Source organism: Helicobacter pylori NCTC 11637 = CCUG 17874 = ATCC 43504 = JCM 12093 (assembly GCF_900478295.1).
Classification (GTDB): domain Bacteria; phylum Campylobacterota; class Campylobacteria; order Campylobacterales; family Helicobacteraceae; genus Helicobacter; species Helicobacter pylori.
This window is the reverse complement of the sequence record NZ_LS483488.1, coordinates 574668-591653: the sequence shown is the minus strand read 5'-3', so window position 1 is coordinate 591653 and position 16986 is coordinate 574668. Positions and strand designations below refer to the sequence as shown.

The following is a 16986-nucleotide window of genomic DNA, read 5'->3' as shown; positions in this document are numbered from 1 at the left end:
TTGCAAAAGGATCTTTAAACTTTAGAACTATCCATGATAAAAATACCAAAAACCCACCTGCAATACTAACCACTTTAGGCCACACGCTCACAAACAAAATCATGGAGCAAAATCATCTGCCGCACTAGATCAGAGAAAGGCGCAAAAGGCCTTTCTGTTTTTAAGTCTTACTTGACTTCAACCTTAGCACCTACTTCTTCAAGTTTCTTCTTGATGGTTTCAGCTTCTTCTTTATTCACGCCCTCTTTAAGCACATGAGGGGTTTTTTCGGTAGCGTCTTTAGCTTCTTTCAGGCCAAGTCCAGTGATTTCACGAACCACTTTAATCACCTTAATTTTTTCAGCACCGCTATCGGCTAAAATCACATTAAATTCGGTTTTTTCTTCGCTCTCAGCCGCTGCACCGCCAGCTACAGCCGCACCCGCTACGACCGTTGGAGTCGCGCTCACGCCAAATTTTTCCTCAAACATTTTAACCAATTCAGCAAGCTCTAAAACGCTCAATGAACCAATATACTCTAACACTTCTTCTTTTGAAATTGCCATAATCCAATCCTTCAAATTTTTTTAATTAAAGCCATCATAGGCTCTTAGTTTTCTTCTTTCGCTTTACGCAAATTGTCTAAACCGGTCACAAAATAACGCACCGGAGCCGTCCAAACAGAAAGCAACATTCCCATAAGCTCTTCTTTGCTTGGGAGTTTTGAAACCGCTTCCACATGAGCTACGCTAACGCTTTCTTTATCAAACAAGCCCGCTTTCAACACAAAGTGATCTTTATGCTCTTTTTGGAAATCAAACACGAGTTTAGAGAGAGCGATTTGATCATCGCCCCACAAAAACACATTGGTTTCTTTCAAATCCAAATCAGAGTAGCCAGCCTCTTTCATGGCAATATGAGCGAGAGTGTTCTTAATCACTTGCACTTTAATGCCTTGATTGCGAGCCTTATTCCTTAAAGCTTCCAACTTTTTCACGCTAAGACCCTTATAATCGCAAATTAAAAGGGCTTTGGCATCTGCAAATTGCGATTTTAAGTTAGCGACTAGCTCTACTTTATGCTGCCTTTGATGTTGTTTTTGCATCTTTTCCTCCTTTCTAGACTAGACCTCTGCAAGATTATCTTTTTAAAAAAGAAATTTTAAGCTTTTTAGCTCTTACGATCTTCAGCCTAAGATTAAAAACTCCTAACGCTATTTAACATCCATCAATTCTTGCGCGTCCAAACTCACTGAAGGCGACATGGTGAGCGAAAGAGCGGCGTTTCTAATATACTTGCCTTTCGCACTACTGGGTTTTAGGCGGTTGATCGTTTTAACCAACTCAAGCATGTTTTCTTTGATTTTTTCTTCAGGAAAACTCGCCTTACCAATAGGGGCATGAACATTGCCCTTTTTATCCACCCTGAAATTCACTTGACCGCTTTTAGCGTTAGTAACCGCTTTAGCAATATCCATCGTAACGGTTCCGGTTTTAGGGTTTGGCATCAAACCCTTAGGGCCTAAAATCCTACCCACTTTACCGACAACCGCCATCATATCAGGCGTTGCAATCACCATGTCAAAATCAATGCGACCATTTTTGATTTCTTCAGCCAAATCATCTCCGCCAACGACATCAGCCCCAGCGTTCTTGGCTTCATCTTGCTTGATGTCTTTTGCAAAAACGGCCACTCTTACTTTTTTCCCTGTTCCATGAGGAAGCACCACCGCACCGCGCACCATTTGATCCGCATGCCTTGGATCAACCCCTAGCCTTAACGCTACTTCCACGGTTTCATCAAATTTGGCTGAAGCGAGGGATTTAACCACCTCTACGCCCTGCTCTACGCCATACGCTTTATCGTTTTGAATTTTAGAAAAAAGTTTTTCCAATCTTTTAAATACTTTTTTTGCCACGATTCTAATCCTTAAAAATTTCTTTCAATTCCAACAAAACCCAATCAATCCACAACTTCTACGCCCATGCTCCTAGCGCTGCCCATAACGATTTTTTTGGCCGCTTCCATGGTGCTTGTGTTTAAATCTTCCATTTTCAATTGCGCAATCTCTTCCACTTGCTTGTGGGTGAGCTTTGCGATCTTATTTTTGAGCGGGTTGTCAGAACCTTTTTCAACCCCAGAAGCTTTTTTGATCAAATCCGTTACCGGAGGCTTTTTAGTGATAAAGGTGAAACTCTTATCTTGATAAACCGTGATAATGACTGGGATATTAAAACTCCCCATGTCTTTAGTTCTTTCATTAAAAGCCTTACAAAATTCCATGATATTAACCCCTCTTTGACCCAACGCTGGCCCTACGGGAGGTGAAGGGTTTGCCTTACCGGCAGGGATTTGAAGTTTGATTTCTCCGACTACTTTTTTAGCCATGTTTTCTCCTTAAAAAGTTATATAATTTTTTCCACTTGCGAATGCAAAATCTCTATTGGAGTGTTCCTGCCAAAAATAGAAACATTGAGCTTGAGCTTGCGGTGTTCCACATCATACTCTTCCACCGTAGCAGTAAAGTTCGCAAAAGGACCTTCCACCACGCGCACCACTTCGCCTTGCTCAAAAAAGATTTTGGGCTTGGGGGCCGCTCGGTTATTCATTTTTTCTAAAATATGCCCAATATCCGCTTCACTCAATGGGGTTGGCTTTTTATTTTCTCCAATAAAACGGCTCACTCTTGGCAAAGATTGTATCTTATGCCACAAAACCGTATCTAAATCCACCTTAATAAAAACATACCCAGGATAAAGGCTTTGTTCCGTTACTTTCGTCTTGCTTTTTTTAGAAACCTCTATAATATCTTCAGTAGGCACAATGATCTCTTGTATCCTATCTCTTATATTATGATCGTTCGCTAGATTCTCAATCGCTTTCTTAACGGACTGCTCGCTCCCTGAATAAGTTTGTATGGCATACCAATCCATCATTATTCTCCTTATTTAAAGCCACCAACCTATAGAACACTAGAGATAAAAGCCCCCAGAGAAAAATCCAACAAAGCTAAAAACAGCGTGATAGCACTCACCACCACCAAAACAGAAACAAGCGCGTTGCGTATCTGCTCCTTAATAGGAAATATCACTTTAGAAAGCTCTTCTCTAGCTAATTTATATTGCATGAGCCATTTATCCATAGTTTCTTTTCGCCCTCACTTAAACTTAATATTTATACATTAAAAGAATTTTCAATTTTATCCAAAATAGCTTAAACTAAAATTAAAAAATTCAAAAACAATCCAATTGAAACAAAAATTTGATAGAATAAATTAGTAGATGGCAGGCCAGGAGGGACTCGAACCCCCAACAACCGGTTTTGGAGACCGACGCTCTACCATTGGAGCTACTGACCTAACCTCCCCTCCTTTTCAATCACAACACAAAAGAAAGAACTAGCTCTTCAATTTGATTTCTTTATGAAGAGTGTGTTTGTTTTCCCTTGGGCAGAACTTCTTAAGCTCCAGTTTTTCAGTGTTAGTTTTAGCGTTCTTGGTTGTGCTGTAATTGATATCTTCACAATCAGAACACTTCAACCCTATTTTAACTTTCATAATGACCCTTTATGGTAACTCTTTTTGCTAATATTATTCAATAATATTGCTCACAACACCAGCACCAACGGTCCTACCGCCTTCACGAATCGCAAATTTAGTTCCCAACTCTAACGCAACAGGGCTAATCAACTCTACAGTGATTTTCACATTATCGCCAGGCATAACCATTTCTACGCCTTCAGGAAGGGTGATAGAGCCAGTCACATCAGTCGTGCGCACATAGAATTGCGGGCGGTAATTGGTGAAGAATGGAGTGTGTCTCCCGCCTTCTTCTTTAGAAAGGACATAAATTTCTCCCTCAAATTTCTTGTGCGGAGTGATAGAACCTGGTTTGCATAGAACCATACCGCGTTCTACTTCTTCTTTTTTAGTTCCTCTCAAAAGCACGCCCACATTATCGCCGGCCTCACCTTTTTCTAGCTCTTTTCTAAACATTTCCACACCGGTTACAGTCGTTTTTTGTGTAGCTCTGATACCAACGATTTCCACTTCATCGCCTACTTTCACCACACCTCTTTCAATCCTACCTGTAACCACAGTCCCTCTACCCGCAATAGAGAACACATCTTCAACCGGCATCAAGAAAGTTTTTTCAGTGTCTCTTTCTGGAGTAGGGATATAGGCATCCACTTCAGCCATGAGCTTAAGCACTTTTTCACCCCATTCACCCACATTACCAGCCTTTGCTTCCTCTAAAGCTCTTAAAGCTGAACCCGCTACGATAGGAGTGTCATCACCAGGGAATTCATACGCGCTCAACAATTCGCGCACTTCCATTTCTACCAACTCTAACAATTCTTGGTCATCTACCATGTCTTGTTTGTTTAAGAAAACAACGATGTGAGGCACGCCTACTTGACGAGACAATAAGATATGCTCTCTGGTTTGAGGCATAGGGCCATCAGCTGCAGAAACAACCAAAATCGCTCCGTCCATTTGTGCCGCACCGGTGATCATGTTTTTTACATAGTCAGCGTGTCCTGGGCAATCCACATGCGCATAGTGTCTGTTTTCAGTCTCATATTCAATGTGGGAAGTAGCGATAGTGATCCCTCTTTCTTTTTCTTCAGGGGCGTTATCAATATTATCATAGTCTTTCATTTCTGCAAGACCTTTCAAAGAAAGCACCGCTGAAATCGCTGCACTCAAAGTCGTTTTACCATGGTCTACATGCCCAATGGTTCCAATATTAACATGCGGCTTAGTTCTGTTAAACTTTTCTTTTGCCATTTGTATTTCTCCTTAATTTTTTGAAATGGATTTTAGAATTATACTAAACAAAATCCTAAGTATTCCTAAATGCTACCACAAAATTTAAGACATTTTTGTCTTATCGCCATTCAAGAGATTATAAACTGGAGCCTATAAGCGGAATTGAACCGCCGACCTCTTCCTTACCAAGGAAGTGCTCTGCCTCTGAGCTATATAGGCGCCTCAAAAACTAAAATGTTATCCTAAAAATGGAGCGGGAAACGGGACTCGAACCCGCGACCCTCAGCTTGGAAGGCTGATGCTCTAGCCAACTGAGCTATTCCCGCATCTATAAAACAAAATGGTGGTGAGACGTGGATTCGAACCACGGAAGACATAGTCAGCAGATTTACAGTCTGCCCTCGTTGGCCACTTGAGTATCTCACCAAAAACTTTGCACAATAACATTTCAACTGGAGCTGGCTAAGGGACTTGAACCCCCGACCTGCTGCTTACAAGGCAGCTGCTCTACCAACTGAGCTAAGCCAGCAACAAATTAAACAAATTAAAGACTTGGGATTATAGCAGTTTTATACTTGACTTGTCAAGAAATGATGGCAGAAAGCTAAATTATTCGTATGGCACAGAGCATGGTTAAAATTTAGCTATAATCTAGCTCAATTTGGCTTAACACAGCTCAAGCTTATTACATATAAAAGAATTTATGGACACTTAAATTATGGCGAAAAAAAAACATAAAATCTCTACTTTAAAATACTTTTTGCGTTCTTTAAAGCAAATCTATATGCTCATCACTTTCAAGGAAAAAATGGTTTTTTTCCTGCTTGTGCTGATGGCGGTTTTTTCTTCTTTTGTGGAAGTGATGTCTCTAACTCTCCTAATGCCTTTTATCACTCTCGCTTCCGATCCTAGCAGGGCTTTAGACGATAAAGACTGGAAAATGGTCTATGATTTTTTCCATTTTTCATCTCCCGTTCGCCTTATGTATTTCTTTAGTTTTTGCTTGGTGGGGATTTATTTGTTCAGGATGTTTTATGGGGTGTCTTTCACTTATTTGAAAGGGCGTTTTTCCAATAAGAAAGCTTATCAAATCAAACAACAACTTTTCTTGCAGCACATTAAAAGCAACTACCTTTCCCACCTTAACCACAACTTGGATTCTTTAAGAGACATTATCAACAATAAAGCAGAGGGCATGTTTATGAGCTTTAACGCATTCTTAAGCTTACTCACTGAAATAACTGTGATCGTTTTTTTCTACTCCACGCTCATATTAACTAACTGGAAAATAACGCTCGTTTTTACTATGATCCTCGCCTTACAAATTTTTCTTATTGTCAAAAAAGTCACCGTTCTCATTAAGAAAAAGGGTGAGATGGCTGCCAAATCCAAAGCGCAAACGCTTAAGGTTTTTTCAAAATTTTTCAGCAATTTCAAAATCACTAAACTCAAAGACAACCACGAAGAAGCCCACAAGCTCTTTGGAGAAAATAGCCGTAAAGCCCATGACACTGAGATCATTTACGCTACTTTGCAAGTAGTCCCCAGGTATTCAATAGAAACGGTGGGCTTTAGCTTGTTGATTTTAGCGGTCGCTTACATTCTATTCAAATACGGCGAAGCTAAAATGGTGCTCCCTACCATTTCTATGTATGCTCTAGCGCTTTATCGCATACTCCCTTCTGTGACTGGAATGATCAACTACTACAATGAAATCGCTTACAACCAGCTTGCGACTAACATTGTGTTTAAAAGCCTTACTAAAACCATCGTTGAAGAGGATTTAGTCCCTTTAGACTTTAATAAAAAAATCACTCTCCAAAACATCTCATTCGCTTATAAGTCAAAACACCCGGTTTTGAAAAATTTTAACCTCACTATTCAAAGAGGTCAAAAAGTCGCTCTCATAGGCCATAGCGGGTGCGGGAAATCCACGCTAGCGGATATTATTATGGGGCTTACTTACCCTAAAAGCGGGGAAATTTTTATTGATAACACCCTTTTAACCAACGAAAACAGGCGCTCATGGCGTAAAAAAATAGGCTATATCCCCCAAAATATTTACCTTTTTGATGGCACTGTGGGGGATAATATCGCTTTTGGGAGCGCCATAGATGAAAAACGCTTGATTAAGGTGTGCAAAATGGCTCATATTTATGATTTTTTATGCGAGCATGAGGGCCTTAAAACCCAAGTGGGCGAAGGGGGCGCTAAGCTTAGTGGCGGTCAAAAACAGCGCATAGGCATTGCAAGAGCCTTATACGATAACCCTGAAATTTTGGTTTTAGATGAAGCCACTTCAGCCCTAGACAATGAAACCGAGAGTAAAATCATGGATGAAATCTATCAAATCGCTAAAAATAAAACCCTAATCGTTATCGCCCACCGCTTAAGCACGATTGAACGCTGTGAAGTCATCATTGATATGAGCCAACACAAAGACAATCTTGGCTAAAGTTGGCCTTACTCTTTTATAAAGTTTTGCAAATCAAACCCTTTAAAGCTCTCTAAATACTTCCCTTGATAGCCGTTTTGACCCACTAAATTTTTCAAAACCTTGCTGTTGTAACCCAAAAACGCCACTTCATTAGCTTGAGCGCTTTCATAGTCATTGACGCTATCGCCTATCATTAGCATGCGGCTTGGGTTATAGGCATATTTTTGAATGATATTGGCGATGATCTTGGGCTTATTAGGCGGACTCCCTTCAACGCTCTTAAAATACTTAATGATCCCTAAAAACTCGCACAACACTTGCAATTCGCTATGCAAGGCCGCTGAAGCGATATGGAAAACATGATTTTTATAATGCTTATCAATAAATGCCATCACTTCGCTATTCAAATGCTCCCTATCAAAAAGCTTTTGTTCTATAATAGCGCCAAACTCTAGGGCTAATGCACCCACTTCTTCTTGAGCGATAGGGGTTTTTAAAATCTCATTATAAAAATATTGGATTTTTTCATTCCTTGAAATCCCTCCGCTTTGATAATGATAAACTTCAAATTGCTTCAAACTCTCTTGATTCTTGTTGCCATGCTTTTGAAACAACGCCTTAAACCCTTCATATTTTAAATGCATGCTGTCAAAAATCACGCCATCAAAATCCCATAAAACCACTTCAAGCGCCATGATTTCCCCTTTTTTATAGGCTTATTTTGGATTCATTTTACCTTATTCAAGCGGTATTTAAGCGATTATTTTTGCCATTTAAAGGTTAGGCTATTTTGATTCTTATTTGATAAGAATATGCAAACACTCTTTGGTGTGTGCGGCTTTGTGGGTGCGTTTGTTATCGGCTTTAAAACGCATGTAGGTTTTGGTCATTAAGGAGTAAGCGCCGTATTTTTTTAAGATATTTTTAATCTCTGTCTCGCTCATAAGCCCTTCATTGTTATAGCTTAAAAAGATGTATTTGAATCGCGCTTTTTTGATCAAGTTTTCAAAAGCGTTTAAGATTTGAGAACGAGAGCAAAACGATGATTTCTGGTAACTGGACAAGCCGGTTTTGCCTTTTGGAGCAAAGGGCGTATAAATAGCAATCGTGTTTAATAAATGGTAATTCGCCCCGTATTGCCTCGCATTGTAAGGAGGGTCTAAATACAAAATATCCCCTGAAATCTTTCCGATCAACTCGCTAGCGTCTTGCTGATACACTTCATTAGCGTTTAAACTCAAATCAAAATGAGCGCCTTTTAAGATGAGTTCTTTTTGAGCGCTTTTTTTAAGGCGTTTTAAAAAAGCCCCATACACTGAAGCGGTGTTAGCCACCTTGTCCGCACTTTCTAATAGCGATGCGAGCAAAAAATAATACGCGCAATTATCAATGTTTTGAGAAAGCTTAAGCTCTTCAATTTTTAGACGCACCGCATCAATTTTTTGAGCGTTTGTTTCGCTAAAATACTGCCTTGAACTCCCCCCTAAAGAATAATACGAATAGATAAAGCCCTTTTTTAAAGCAACGCTATTGAGCCTATCAATAAGCTCTTCTTGGTTAGGGATTTCTTGAATGTTGCCGATATAATTTTGATTCAAAACAAAGCTATAATATTCCAAATCATTAGAAATAACCTTATTAACGGCTTTTTTAAACGCACGCCCCACAATGCCCGTCCCAGCGAATAAATCACAAAAAATCGCACCAGAGAGATCATTGCCCGCAACCGCATGGATATTTTCCTTAATAAAGGGAATGAGCTTGTATTTAGAGCCGATGTAGTTCATTGATCTGTGTTTGTATATGCTTCTTTAAATGGTATAGCTATATTAAAGTTAAATTTTATGTATTGTAACATAACTTGATTATGAATAAGTCCTAACCCCCACGATTAAAATAATCTTAAAACCAACTAATCAATCCTATGTGAAACGATGATCGTTTTTTTAATACCGCACGCTCTACAATCGCTTCATTAAAACAACGAGACAACCCCCTATTATAAACAAAGACTTTTTCTATCGCAACTGCTCATTAAAACACCGCTAGAAAAACAGCGACACCCCCACTAGCTGAATGCGCCAAAGCTTTTGCCGCTATTGCCCTATTTTCTAGTAGGTCCTTTTATGAATACCATTCTTATATTCTTCCACTTTACCCTTTGATGTGGTTACAGCCACTACACCACCTGAAACTTGCACATTAATAGCGTTACTACCATAAGTTCTCTTATGGATACCATTCTCAAATTCTTCTACCTTACCCTTTGCAGTAACAGCAGCAACAATATGCCCATCAGTATCTGCAGCTACAATATTACTACCATAAGTTCTCTTATGGATACCATTCTCAAATTCCTGTATTTTGCCATTAACGACTTTAACTACAATCGCCATTATAAACCTCCTAAAATATAAATTGTGATATACCCAACATCAAACTACCAGTCTAGTCTATAGCCTAACTAACAGATAAACCTTATTTGAGTATTTGAGTATTTGAGTATTTGAGTATTTGAGTATTTGAGTATTTGAGTATTTGAGTATTTGAGTATTTGAGTATTTGAGTATTTGAGTATTTGAGTATTTGAGTATTTGATCACAAAATCCCTAAAGAATAACTTAAAAACAAACTCGCTTAACTCTCGTAAAATCAGTCTCATTAATCAATTTACCTCAAAATAACCCGCATGGCGCAAACTCCAACCGCTTATTTAAAATTAACGATCCTTTGTGATGGTTTTGGCTTTAGCACCTACAGCCGTAGAACCCGTGGGTAAATCTGAAAGCACCACCGCATTAGCCCCAATCTTCACATCATCGCCCACGCAAATCGCACCCAAGACCTTAGCCCCTGCCCCCACTACCACTCGGTTGCCTAAAGTAGGGTGGCGCTTGCCCTTAAACTTGCCCGTACCTCCTAGAGTTACGCCATGATAAATGGTAACATCATCTCCAATCTCTGTGGTCTCGCCAATCACCACACCCATGCCATGATCAATAAAAAGCCCTCTCCCAATCTTAGCGCCCGGGTGGATTTCTATCCCAGTGATAAAGCGCGCTAACTGAGAAAGCGCGCGCGCAATGAAGTAAAACCTCCGCTTGTGCAACGCATGCGCTAGGCGGTAACAAAGCAGTGCATGAATGCCCGGATAAAGCAAGAGCACCTCCCACTTATTCCTAGCTGCCGGGTCTTCTTGTAAGACACGCTCCAAGCTATAAGACAGATCTAGCATGACAGAGTCTCCGGTTGGAATATATTTGAATCAACATGACTTAAGCAGATTTTTTCTCATCCATTCTAATAAAATTTGATGCAAATTTTTCTTGTCATTATACCTAAACTCACACCCCTTTTATAATGGATTAAACAACCCTTTAAAAAAGACTTAAAAACCCACTAATCCATCATTGATTTGGCATTTATTTGGAATAAAACTATTTTAAACGAAAAAATTTTAAACGAAAAAGATAAAAAGCAGATTGAAAAAAATTACTAGTAGTGGTGCCGAAGGTCGGACTCGAACCGACACGGGATTGCTCCCACCAGATTTTGAGTCTAGCGTGTCTACCAATTCCACCACTTCGGCGTTATAGAACAAAGAGTGAGATTATACCCACTTATTCCTTAAAGAAACTTAATGGTGCACTGGGCGAGACTCGAACTCGCACGAGATTGCTCCCACCACCCCCTCAAGATGGCGTGTCTACCAATTCCACCACCAGTGCTAAAAATTTAAAATAAACAAATATTATAGCTAAATCACGCTTTTTAAGCAATGATTTAGCCCATCAAAACCCTTAACTTAAGAATGGGTTACTATAAATAGCGATAATAGCAAACACTAGAGTATAAATCACTTGCGCTTCAATCATCGCCATGGCCACAAACATGGTAGTGAGCAATTTACCGCCCACTCCTGGGTTTCTCGCTGTGCCCGTAATGGTCGCTGCGGCCGCATTCCCCATGCCGATCGCCCCACCAAAAGCGGCAATCCCTAGACCGATCATCGCTCCTAAGATAGAATAAGATTTAATCATATCCATCCCACCCATTCCGCCATCATGAGCGAAAGCAACGCCCGCTAAAGCCAGAAAAAATAACGCTAAAAATTTCATTTTCGCACTCCGTTTCAAAAATTAGGCTTGATTTTCATTTCGAATCGTTCCTCTACTTTCAAAAATACAAGCAAGAATTTATTTTAATACAAACTAGCTTAAAAAACGCTTTTAAAAAACGCTTTTTAAAATTTTAAGCCAAATCCAAAGCGATTTTACCCTTATTGAAACTAATCACCCTACACCTGATGCTATCGCCTTCTTTTAAAACCACTTGACACCTGTCCATGTTTTGCTTTCTTAACAAGCCTTCGCCCCCCTTAGGCAAGCTTAAAAACGCCCCAAAATCCACGATTCTCTTCACTTGAGCTTCTAACACCTCATCAATAGCGTATTGCTCCAATTCTTGATCTAAAGACTGCAAATAGTTTAAAATAAACTCCTTAGTTTTCAAAACCCGTTCTTTATTCCCCATGATTTTCACTTCACCGCTCGGTTTATTCAAATCAATTTTAACTTCAAACTTTTCTACTATCTCTCTGATCACACGCCCCCCTTGACCGATAATTTCCACAATTTTATCGGGCGCGACATTAAAAATCTCCGTTGCAGGCAAGTTAGAAAAATTGATCACAATCTTTTCTTTCGCTTCATGCATGATTTTTAAAATGTGCTCTCGTGCTTTTTTGGCTTGGAGTAAGGCTTGGTATAAAATTTCTAGCTTGATACCGCTCATTTTGGTATCCATTTGCATGGCCGTAATGCCTTCTAAATTCCCAGCAATCTTAAAATCCATATCGCCTTCTGCGTCTTCTAAGCCGCTAATATCGCTTAAAATAGCGTGATCTTGCCCTTCGCTCACCATGCCCATAGCCACCCCAGCGACTAGATCATAAATTTCCACACCGCTTGCATAAAGGGCTAAAGAGCCTGCGCACACGCTCGCCATTGAGCTTGAACCATTGCTTTCTAAAATCTCAGAAACCAATCGTATCACCTGCTCTTTATTTTTAATGCTCGTTTCTAAGGCTCTTTTAGCCAAATTCCCATGCCCTAATTCGCGCCTTGAAGCCGCACCAATAGAACTCGCTTCGCCCACGCAAAAAGGAGGGAAATTGTAATGAAACATGAAGCGCTCTTTGATAGGGGTTTTATGCTCCAAACTCTCATGGGTTTGAGCGTCATTATCCGTGCCTAAAACCCCTACCACTAAGCTTTGCGTTTGCCCCCTAGTGAATAAAATGGAGCTATGCGCCATAGGGAGCAAATCGCTCTCTATCAAAATGGGCCGCACTTCTTCTAACGCGCGCTTATCCGGACGGATTTTATCTTGAATGATCATGCGCCTTATCTCAGTTTTTTTCACTTTTTCTAAAGACAATTCAATTTCTTCTAAACTGAATTCTGAATGGGCTTCACTGATTTTTCTGGCAATTTCATTGAAAACATTTTCTCGCTCGCTCAAAGCAGAACTTTCAATGCCTTTGATGATTTCATCAAAATACTGATTTTTCAATAAATCTAACAGCCTTTCATTAAAAATTATTCCTTGGCTCTCTTTAAAAAGCAGCTCGTTTTGGTGGGGCGTGAAAACCTCTTCATAAAGCGTGCAAGTTTCTTTCAAACTTTTTTGAGCCAATTCTAAAGCTTTTAGCATTAAAGGCTCTTCTAAAGCGTTCAATTTTTGCCCCAAAGAGCGCATTTCTATCATGTTCAAACTCTCTTTCGTTCCAGACACGAACAAATCCAAACTGGATTGATTCAAAAGGCTTGTGTTAGGGTTAATGATAAATTTGTTATCAATCCTAGCGATCCTGCAAGCGCTCACGCTTTTAATGGGAGCGATATGGGCCAAAAAGAGAGCGGCTGAAGCGACGTTTAAAGCAGAAACCTGCAAGTCATTTTCAATATCATGGCTTAAAACCATTAAAGTGATCTGTGTAGGGTAGCGGTAGTCTTTAGGGAATAAAGGGCGTAAAGTCCTGTCTATGAGCCTAGAGGTTAAGATTTCAAAATCTTGCGCCCTGCCTTCTCTTTTAACAAAACCGCCTGGGATTTTACCGGCTGCATAAGATTTTTCTAAAAACTGCACCACTAAAGGCAGAAAATCTTCACTCACAGGCTCTCTTTCTATACACACGCTCGCTAAAATGATGGTTTTTCCTAAGCGATACATTAGAGAGCTGGTGGCTTGTTTGGCCACTTGTTTGAGAGCGAACTCTTCGGTTTTGTTACTAGAATTGATGGTGATAAAATCCATATTTAATGTTCCTTTTTTAAATTAGGCGCGTTGTTAGCGCCCAAGTATTTTTCAATTTCTTCATTGCTTAATCGCTTGAGTTCTTTATAATGATGCTCCACAGAGACAAAACATTCAGGGCGGTACACGCTAATCACCCCATCGCACAAACTTTCTAAGCCTTGAGCGACATTTTGCGCGAGAATGGGGGTTAAAATATAAATGTCTTGGCATTCTTTTTTCAAGCAAGTTTGCACGCCTAACCCTGCTCTAAACCCGGTTTCAATCCCCCTATCTACGATAAAAATATTTTTATCTTTCAAGCTTTTGATCGCATTGCCTTTGCGATACTGATAGATGTGAGACAAAATGTCTTCTTCATAAGCTCGCTTGGCTTCCCCATAAACATAGTCTAAAGTGATGTCAAAGGAATTGATCAAACTTTCATTCATCACTATATCCATGCTTTCACTCACTAAAGCGATTTCGCATTTTGAGTTTAAAGGGGCTAGGATAGGTTCTAAAAAAAGTATATCATAAGTCGCTCCAAATTTTTGCGCTAAAGCGTGAGCTAAATACAGAGCGTTAAAACTCAAAGCGAGCATGATGGAATCTTTTAAATCAATATGGCGCGTGTGGATTTCATTAATCAATTTGTTTAAAGCGTCTTCTTCATTGATAAAACGCATGCCCTCTATATCGGTGATATGGCTAAAATCCGTATTCAAATCTATTCCTTTTCTCACTTACGCTGTAAAGAGCGGTAAGTTACATTGGTTTTAGTGATCGGTGAAAAGTCTAATTCTAGCTTAACATAGTTATTTTCAAACACTCTTATAGGCTGGTTGGGATCGCCAGTAAGGATAGGGCGTCGTTGGTTGACGAATTGAAAGCCAATCCCAAAACAACGGATTTTTTTATAAATCCCCACATTCCAATTTAAAACCACATTGTTTCTAATATCATAACCCACATCCGTGCTCATGGAAAAATAGCCAAAGTCGTTGCTAAAACCCGCCTTTAAATAATCCGCAGGATTTTCTACAATGCTATTAATCCCACTGCTAAAATTGTTCCTTAAAAAATAAGAGAGGTTAAAGCTTAAAAATTTGCGTTGGTAATTGGCGTTCACAGAGATTTCTTCTAAGCGGTTTTGATAAAACGAATAAAAGACATTCCCAAAGATATTCAATCCTGTTAAGGGCGAAAACCCGATCTTGCTCTCTAGTGGCATTCTAAAGGGCGAAACTTTATCGTCAAGATTGATGAGTTGCGATATTTTAAAATACAACAATTCTTGTCCCCCTAAGCCATAAAGGTATTGCGTTAGGGTTAAATCCACCGTCTTATTGCTCGCATCGCTAGGTAAAATGCTGCTAGGATTCCACACCGAGTCATACAAACGCCCTTGATAATCATAATCTCTCAATAAAGGCGAAGTGTAGCTGTTTAAGGCTTGCGCGCTTAAAGCATACATGTTTTGAGAAAACAAGCCGTTTTTAAAGGTGTAATAAGGGATGTTGAAAATCGCTTCCAATTGGATCGTGTGGAAAAGCTTGTTGTATTCTCTGGCTAAATCCGTATTGACATACATGGAAAAATTTGAAGACACAAAATTCCCAAATTCCCTTGATTCATTAGGGATCGTAGGCACGAAGGAATTTTTAGATTGCATTAAAGCCACATTAGATAGTTGGAGATCGTTCCAAAGCCCTATAGACAAATACTTTTTAAACAAAGAAAATTGCAAGCCCACCGGCACATTCAAAGCGTTTTGCACATAGCCATAGCCGATCTCTCTTGCGGTGTTTCTAAACTGATAATCCACCGAATACAACAAATTTTTAAAATACAAAGAATTTAAATATTTATGGTATTGCAAATTAGGGACAGATTGGAAAGTGCGGTTATTGTTGATTTTATTCAGGTTTAAAAAATACTTGATATTCAAGCCGTAATAATGATTTTCTGTTTGCAAGTAGTAATTCGCCCTAGACATGTGCGTGGCGTCTGTGATACGCTTATTGACCTTTTCAAAACGCACATAGTCCAAATCGTTCATGTATAAAAAGTCAATGTAATGCCCGTTGTCAATATTAGACTTAAGATGAAAATATTTTTGTAAAGTGTCCCTGCTAGAGCTTAAAAATTCAAACCCGTAGATATTTTGATTCCTCAAATCATAGCGTTTGACGTATTGAGTGTAATTCCTAAAATAGCGTGCGTTGAATAAAAATCTGTCGTTTTTAGAGTTGATGTAGCGCGCTTCAAAATTCAAGCCAAAACCCCTTTTATAGCGGATTTGTGGGGTAAAGGTCATATCCCATGAGTTTTTGGGGGCTAAATAAAAGGGTTGCAAATAAATAAAGCCGTCTAAATTGGAAGTGCCAAACTCAGGGTATAAAAACCCGGTAGTGCGTTTGTTGCTCGTGGACATGAAAATATAGGGCAAATACAATACAGGAATATCACCGACATAGATCTTAGGATTCCACATAGACAAATGCGATTTTTGCATGTTGAATGAGCCTGAAGTCGCATTGACATGCCAAATGGGGTTATCAATGCTGCACCCTGAAGCGCTCATGTTTTTAATCTTATATTTTTGATCCTTCCCGCTAGCAATATCCGCGCTCACCCAAATCCCGCTCACGCTGTCTTGGACATAAAAGGGGAAAATGATTTCATATTTTTCATTCAAACTCAATTTCACGTAATCGGTTTTAACGAGTAAACCCTCGCCCCTATAAACCTTGATATTCCCCTCTAATAACGCTTCTTTAGTCTTGGTATCATAACGCACCTTGTCCGCTAAAATATACACATCATAATTCAATAAGATCGCATTCCCTGATGCGGTTATCACATTGTCTTTAGCGCTCACTTTATCCGCAAGGATTTCAAAAATCTTATGGTTTTGTTTGTCAAATCGTTGCATAGCGATTTCTTTAGCGTCTAATGCACTCAACAAAAAAAAGACCGCCAAATACAACCAATAAATCATGATTAAAACAACACCAAAAGACTTTTGCTTTTTTCTTCATGCCACGCCCTATGATAGGGGTTTTTAAACACCACAAACCATAAAAAGGGGCATAGAAAAACCACGATCTTTAACCCTAAACGCTTCAATAAAATAGCCCTACTGGGGCAATCCGCTAAATAAATATCAATAATTTTAATCCTAAAAACCAATTTAGCCAAACTCATCTTGCACAAACACACAAAAAAGATTTCATAAACGCCATACAAGATGATAAAACCCATCGCAACAAACGCGCTGTGATAAATGGGGTTAGCCAGCCAGTATAAAGAATGCAAGAAATCGCATGCGTCTAAAAGATCGCTCAATAAAAACGCTACCAACAAACCATCGGTTAAAAACGCTAAGATGCGCCAATACAAGGGGCATAAACGCATTTTTTCACGCATAAGGAGTGTTTCTATGATTTCAGTTTCTTCTTTTTCTAAATTTGGAGAGCGCATTCAAAAACAAACAAGA

At 39.4% G+C, this 16986-nt stretch carries 18 protein-coding genes and 7 tRNA genes; 1 reads left to right on the top strand and 24 read right to left on the bottom strand.

Annotated features, from left to right (window positions below):
• Positions 1–167: 167 nt before the first annotated feature.
• From rplL to DQL14_RS03060, 13 genes are all read right to left on the bottom strand, one after another.
• Positions 168–545 carry a 50S ribosomal protein L7/L12 gene (gene rplL / locus DQL14_RS03120; protein WP_001018219.1) on the bottom strand — a complete coding sequence of 126 codons (378 nt, stop codon included), beginning with the start codon at positions 543–545 and terminating at the stop codon, positions 168–170.
• Between the two features lie 44 nt (positions 546–589).
• On the bottom strand, positions 590–1084 hold the full coding sequence (rplJ, locus tag DQL14_RS03115; protein ID WP_108169786.1) for a 50S ribosomal protein L10: 495 nt from the start codon (positions 1082–1084) through the stop codon (positions 590–592).
• A 108-nt stretch (positions 1085–1192) separates the two neighbouring features.
• A complete protein-coding gene (gene rplA / locus DQL14_RS03110; protein ID WP_108169785.1) occupies positions 1193–1897 on the bottom strand; it encodes a 50S ribosomal protein L1 in 705 nt (234 codons plus the stop codon).
• 44 nt (positions 1898–1941) lie between these two features.
• On the bottom strand, positions 1942–2367 hold the full coding sequence (gene rplK / locus DQL14_RS03105; protein ID WP_001085997.1) for a 50S ribosomal protein L11: 426 nt from the start codon (positions 2365–2367) through the stop codon (positions 1942–1944).
• Positions 2368–2384: 17 nt separating this feature from the next.
• The gene (gene nusG / locus DQL14_RS03100; protein WP_162296912.1) at positions 2385–2912 is read right to left on the bottom strand and encodes a transcription termination/antitermination protein NusG; all 528 of its coding nucleotides are present in this window, start codon (positions 2910–2912) and stop codon (positions 2385–2387) included.
• Positions 2913–2941: 29 nt separating this feature from the next.
• Positions 2942–3121: a preprotein translocase subunit SecE gene (gene secE / locus DQL14_RS03095; protein ID WP_000362123.1), complete on the bottom strand. Its 180-nt coding sequence runs from the start codon at positions 3119–3121 to the stop codon at positions 2942–2944.
• Positions 3122–3261: 140 nt separating this feature from the next.
• Positions 3262–3337, bottom strand: a tRNA-Trp gene (locus tag DQL14_RS03090).
• Positions 3338–3376: 39 nt separating this feature from the next.
• On the bottom strand, positions 3377–3535 hold the full coding sequence (gene rpmG, locus DQL14_RS03085) for a 50S ribosomal protein L33 (RefSeq protein WP_000865159.1): 159 nt from the start codon (positions 3533–3535) through the stop codon (positions 3377–3379).
• A gap of 33 nt (positions 3536–3568) precedes the next feature.
• Entirely contained in the window at positions 3569–4768 is a 1200-nt protein-coding gene (tuf, locus tag DQL14_RS03080) for an elongation factor Tu (RefSeq protein ID WP_001040578.1), read from the bottom strand.
• A gap of 126 nt (positions 4769–4894) precedes the next feature.
• Positions 4895–4969: transfer RNA gene (locus DQL14_RS03075), tRNA-Thr, on the bottom strand.
• A gap of 30 nt (positions 4970–4999) precedes the next feature.
• Positions 5000–5076, bottom strand: a tRNA-Gly gene (locus DQL14_RS03070).
• 15 nt (positions 5077–5091) lie between these two features.
• Positions 5092–5176: transfer RNA gene (locus tag DQL14_RS03065), tRNA-Tyr, on the bottom strand.
• A 27-nt stretch (positions 5177–5203) separates the two neighbouring features.
• Positions 5204–5279, bottom strand: a tRNA-Thr gene (locus DQL14_RS03060).
• A 189-nt stretch (positions 5280–5468) separates the two neighbouring features.
• Between DQL14_RS03060 and DQL14_RS03055 the strand changes: the two genes are divergently transcribed.
• Positions 5469–7205, top strand: a complete 1737-nt coding sequence (locus tag DQL14_RS03055) for an ABC transporter ATP-binding protein/permease (RefSeq protein WP_108169783.1) — start codon at positions 5469–5471, stop codon at positions 7203–7205.
• Positions 7206–7213: 8 nt separating this feature from the next.
• Here the strand turns inward: DQL14_RS03055 and DQL14_RS03050 are convergent, their stop codons facing one another.
• The 11 genes from DQL14_RS03050 to DQL14_RS03000 all read right to left on the bottom strand — a co-directional run bounded on the left by DQL14_RS03050 (position 7214) and on the right by DQL14_RS03000 (position 16970).
• A complete protein-coding gene (locus DQL14_RS03050; protein WP_108169782.1) occupies positions 7214–7882 on the bottom strand; it encodes an HAD family hydrolase in 669 nt (222 codons plus the stop codon).
• A 102-nt stretch (positions 7883–7984) separates the two neighbouring features.
• Positions 7985–8974 (bottom strand): DNA adenine methylase, encoded by a 990-nt coding sequence (locus DQL14_RS03045; RefSeq protein WP_108169781.1) that lies wholly within the window; start codon positions 8972–8974, stop codon positions 7985–7987.
• Positions 8975–9298: 324 nt separating this feature from the next.
• On the bottom strand, positions 9299–9583 hold the full coding sequence (locus tag DQL14_RS03040; RefSeq protein ID WP_042631808.1) for an IceA2 protein: 285 nt from the start codon (positions 9581–9583) through the stop codon (positions 9299–9301).
• Positions 9584–9906: 323 nt separating this feature from the next.
• Complete coding sequence (cysE, locus tag DQL14_RS03035) at positions 9907–10422, bottom strand: serine O-acetyltransferase (protein ID WP_000886344.1); 516 nt, start codon at positions 10420–10422, stop codon at positions 9907–9909.
• 267 nt (positions 10423–10689) lie between these two features.
• A tRNA-Leu gene (locus DQL14_RS03030) sits at positions 10690–10776 on the bottom strand.
• A 52-nt stretch (positions 10777–10828) separates the two neighbouring features.
• Positions 10829–10915 (bottom strand) — tRNA-Leu (locus DQL14_RS03025).
• Positions 10916–10987: 72 nt separating this feature from the next.
• Positions 10988–11305, bottom strand: coding sequence for a F0F1 ATP synthase subunit C (locus tag DQL14_RS03020; RefSeq protein WP_000669961.1), 318 nt, complete (start codon positions 11303–11305; stop codon positions 10988–10990).
• A 133-nt stretch (positions 11306–11438) separates the two neighbouring features.
• A complete protein-coding gene (locus DQL14_RS03015) occupies positions 11439–13505 on the bottom strand; it encodes a polyribonucleotide nucleotidyltransferase (RefSeq protein WP_108169780.1) in 2067 nt (688 codons plus the stop codon).
• Between the two features lie 2 nt (positions 13506–13507).
• Entirely contained in the window at positions 13508–14212 is a 705-nt protein-coding gene (locus DQL14_RS03010; RefSeq protein WP_001090660.1) for a phosphoribosyltransferase, read from the bottom strand.
• 14 nt (positions 14213–14226) lie between these two features.
• Positions 14227–16488 (bottom strand): LPS-assembly protein LptD, encoded by a 2262-nt coding sequence (locus DQL14_RS03005; protein ID WP_108169779.1) that lies wholly within the window; start codon positions 16486–16488, stop codon positions 14227–14229.
• Positions 16489–16490: 2 nt separating this feature from the next.
• Positions 16491–16970, bottom strand: coding sequence for an RDD family protein (locus DQL14_RS03000; RefSeq protein ID WP_001257391.1), 480 nt, complete (start codon positions 16968–16970; stop codon positions 16491–16493).
• Between the last annotated feature and the right edge of the window lie 16 nt (positions 16971–16986).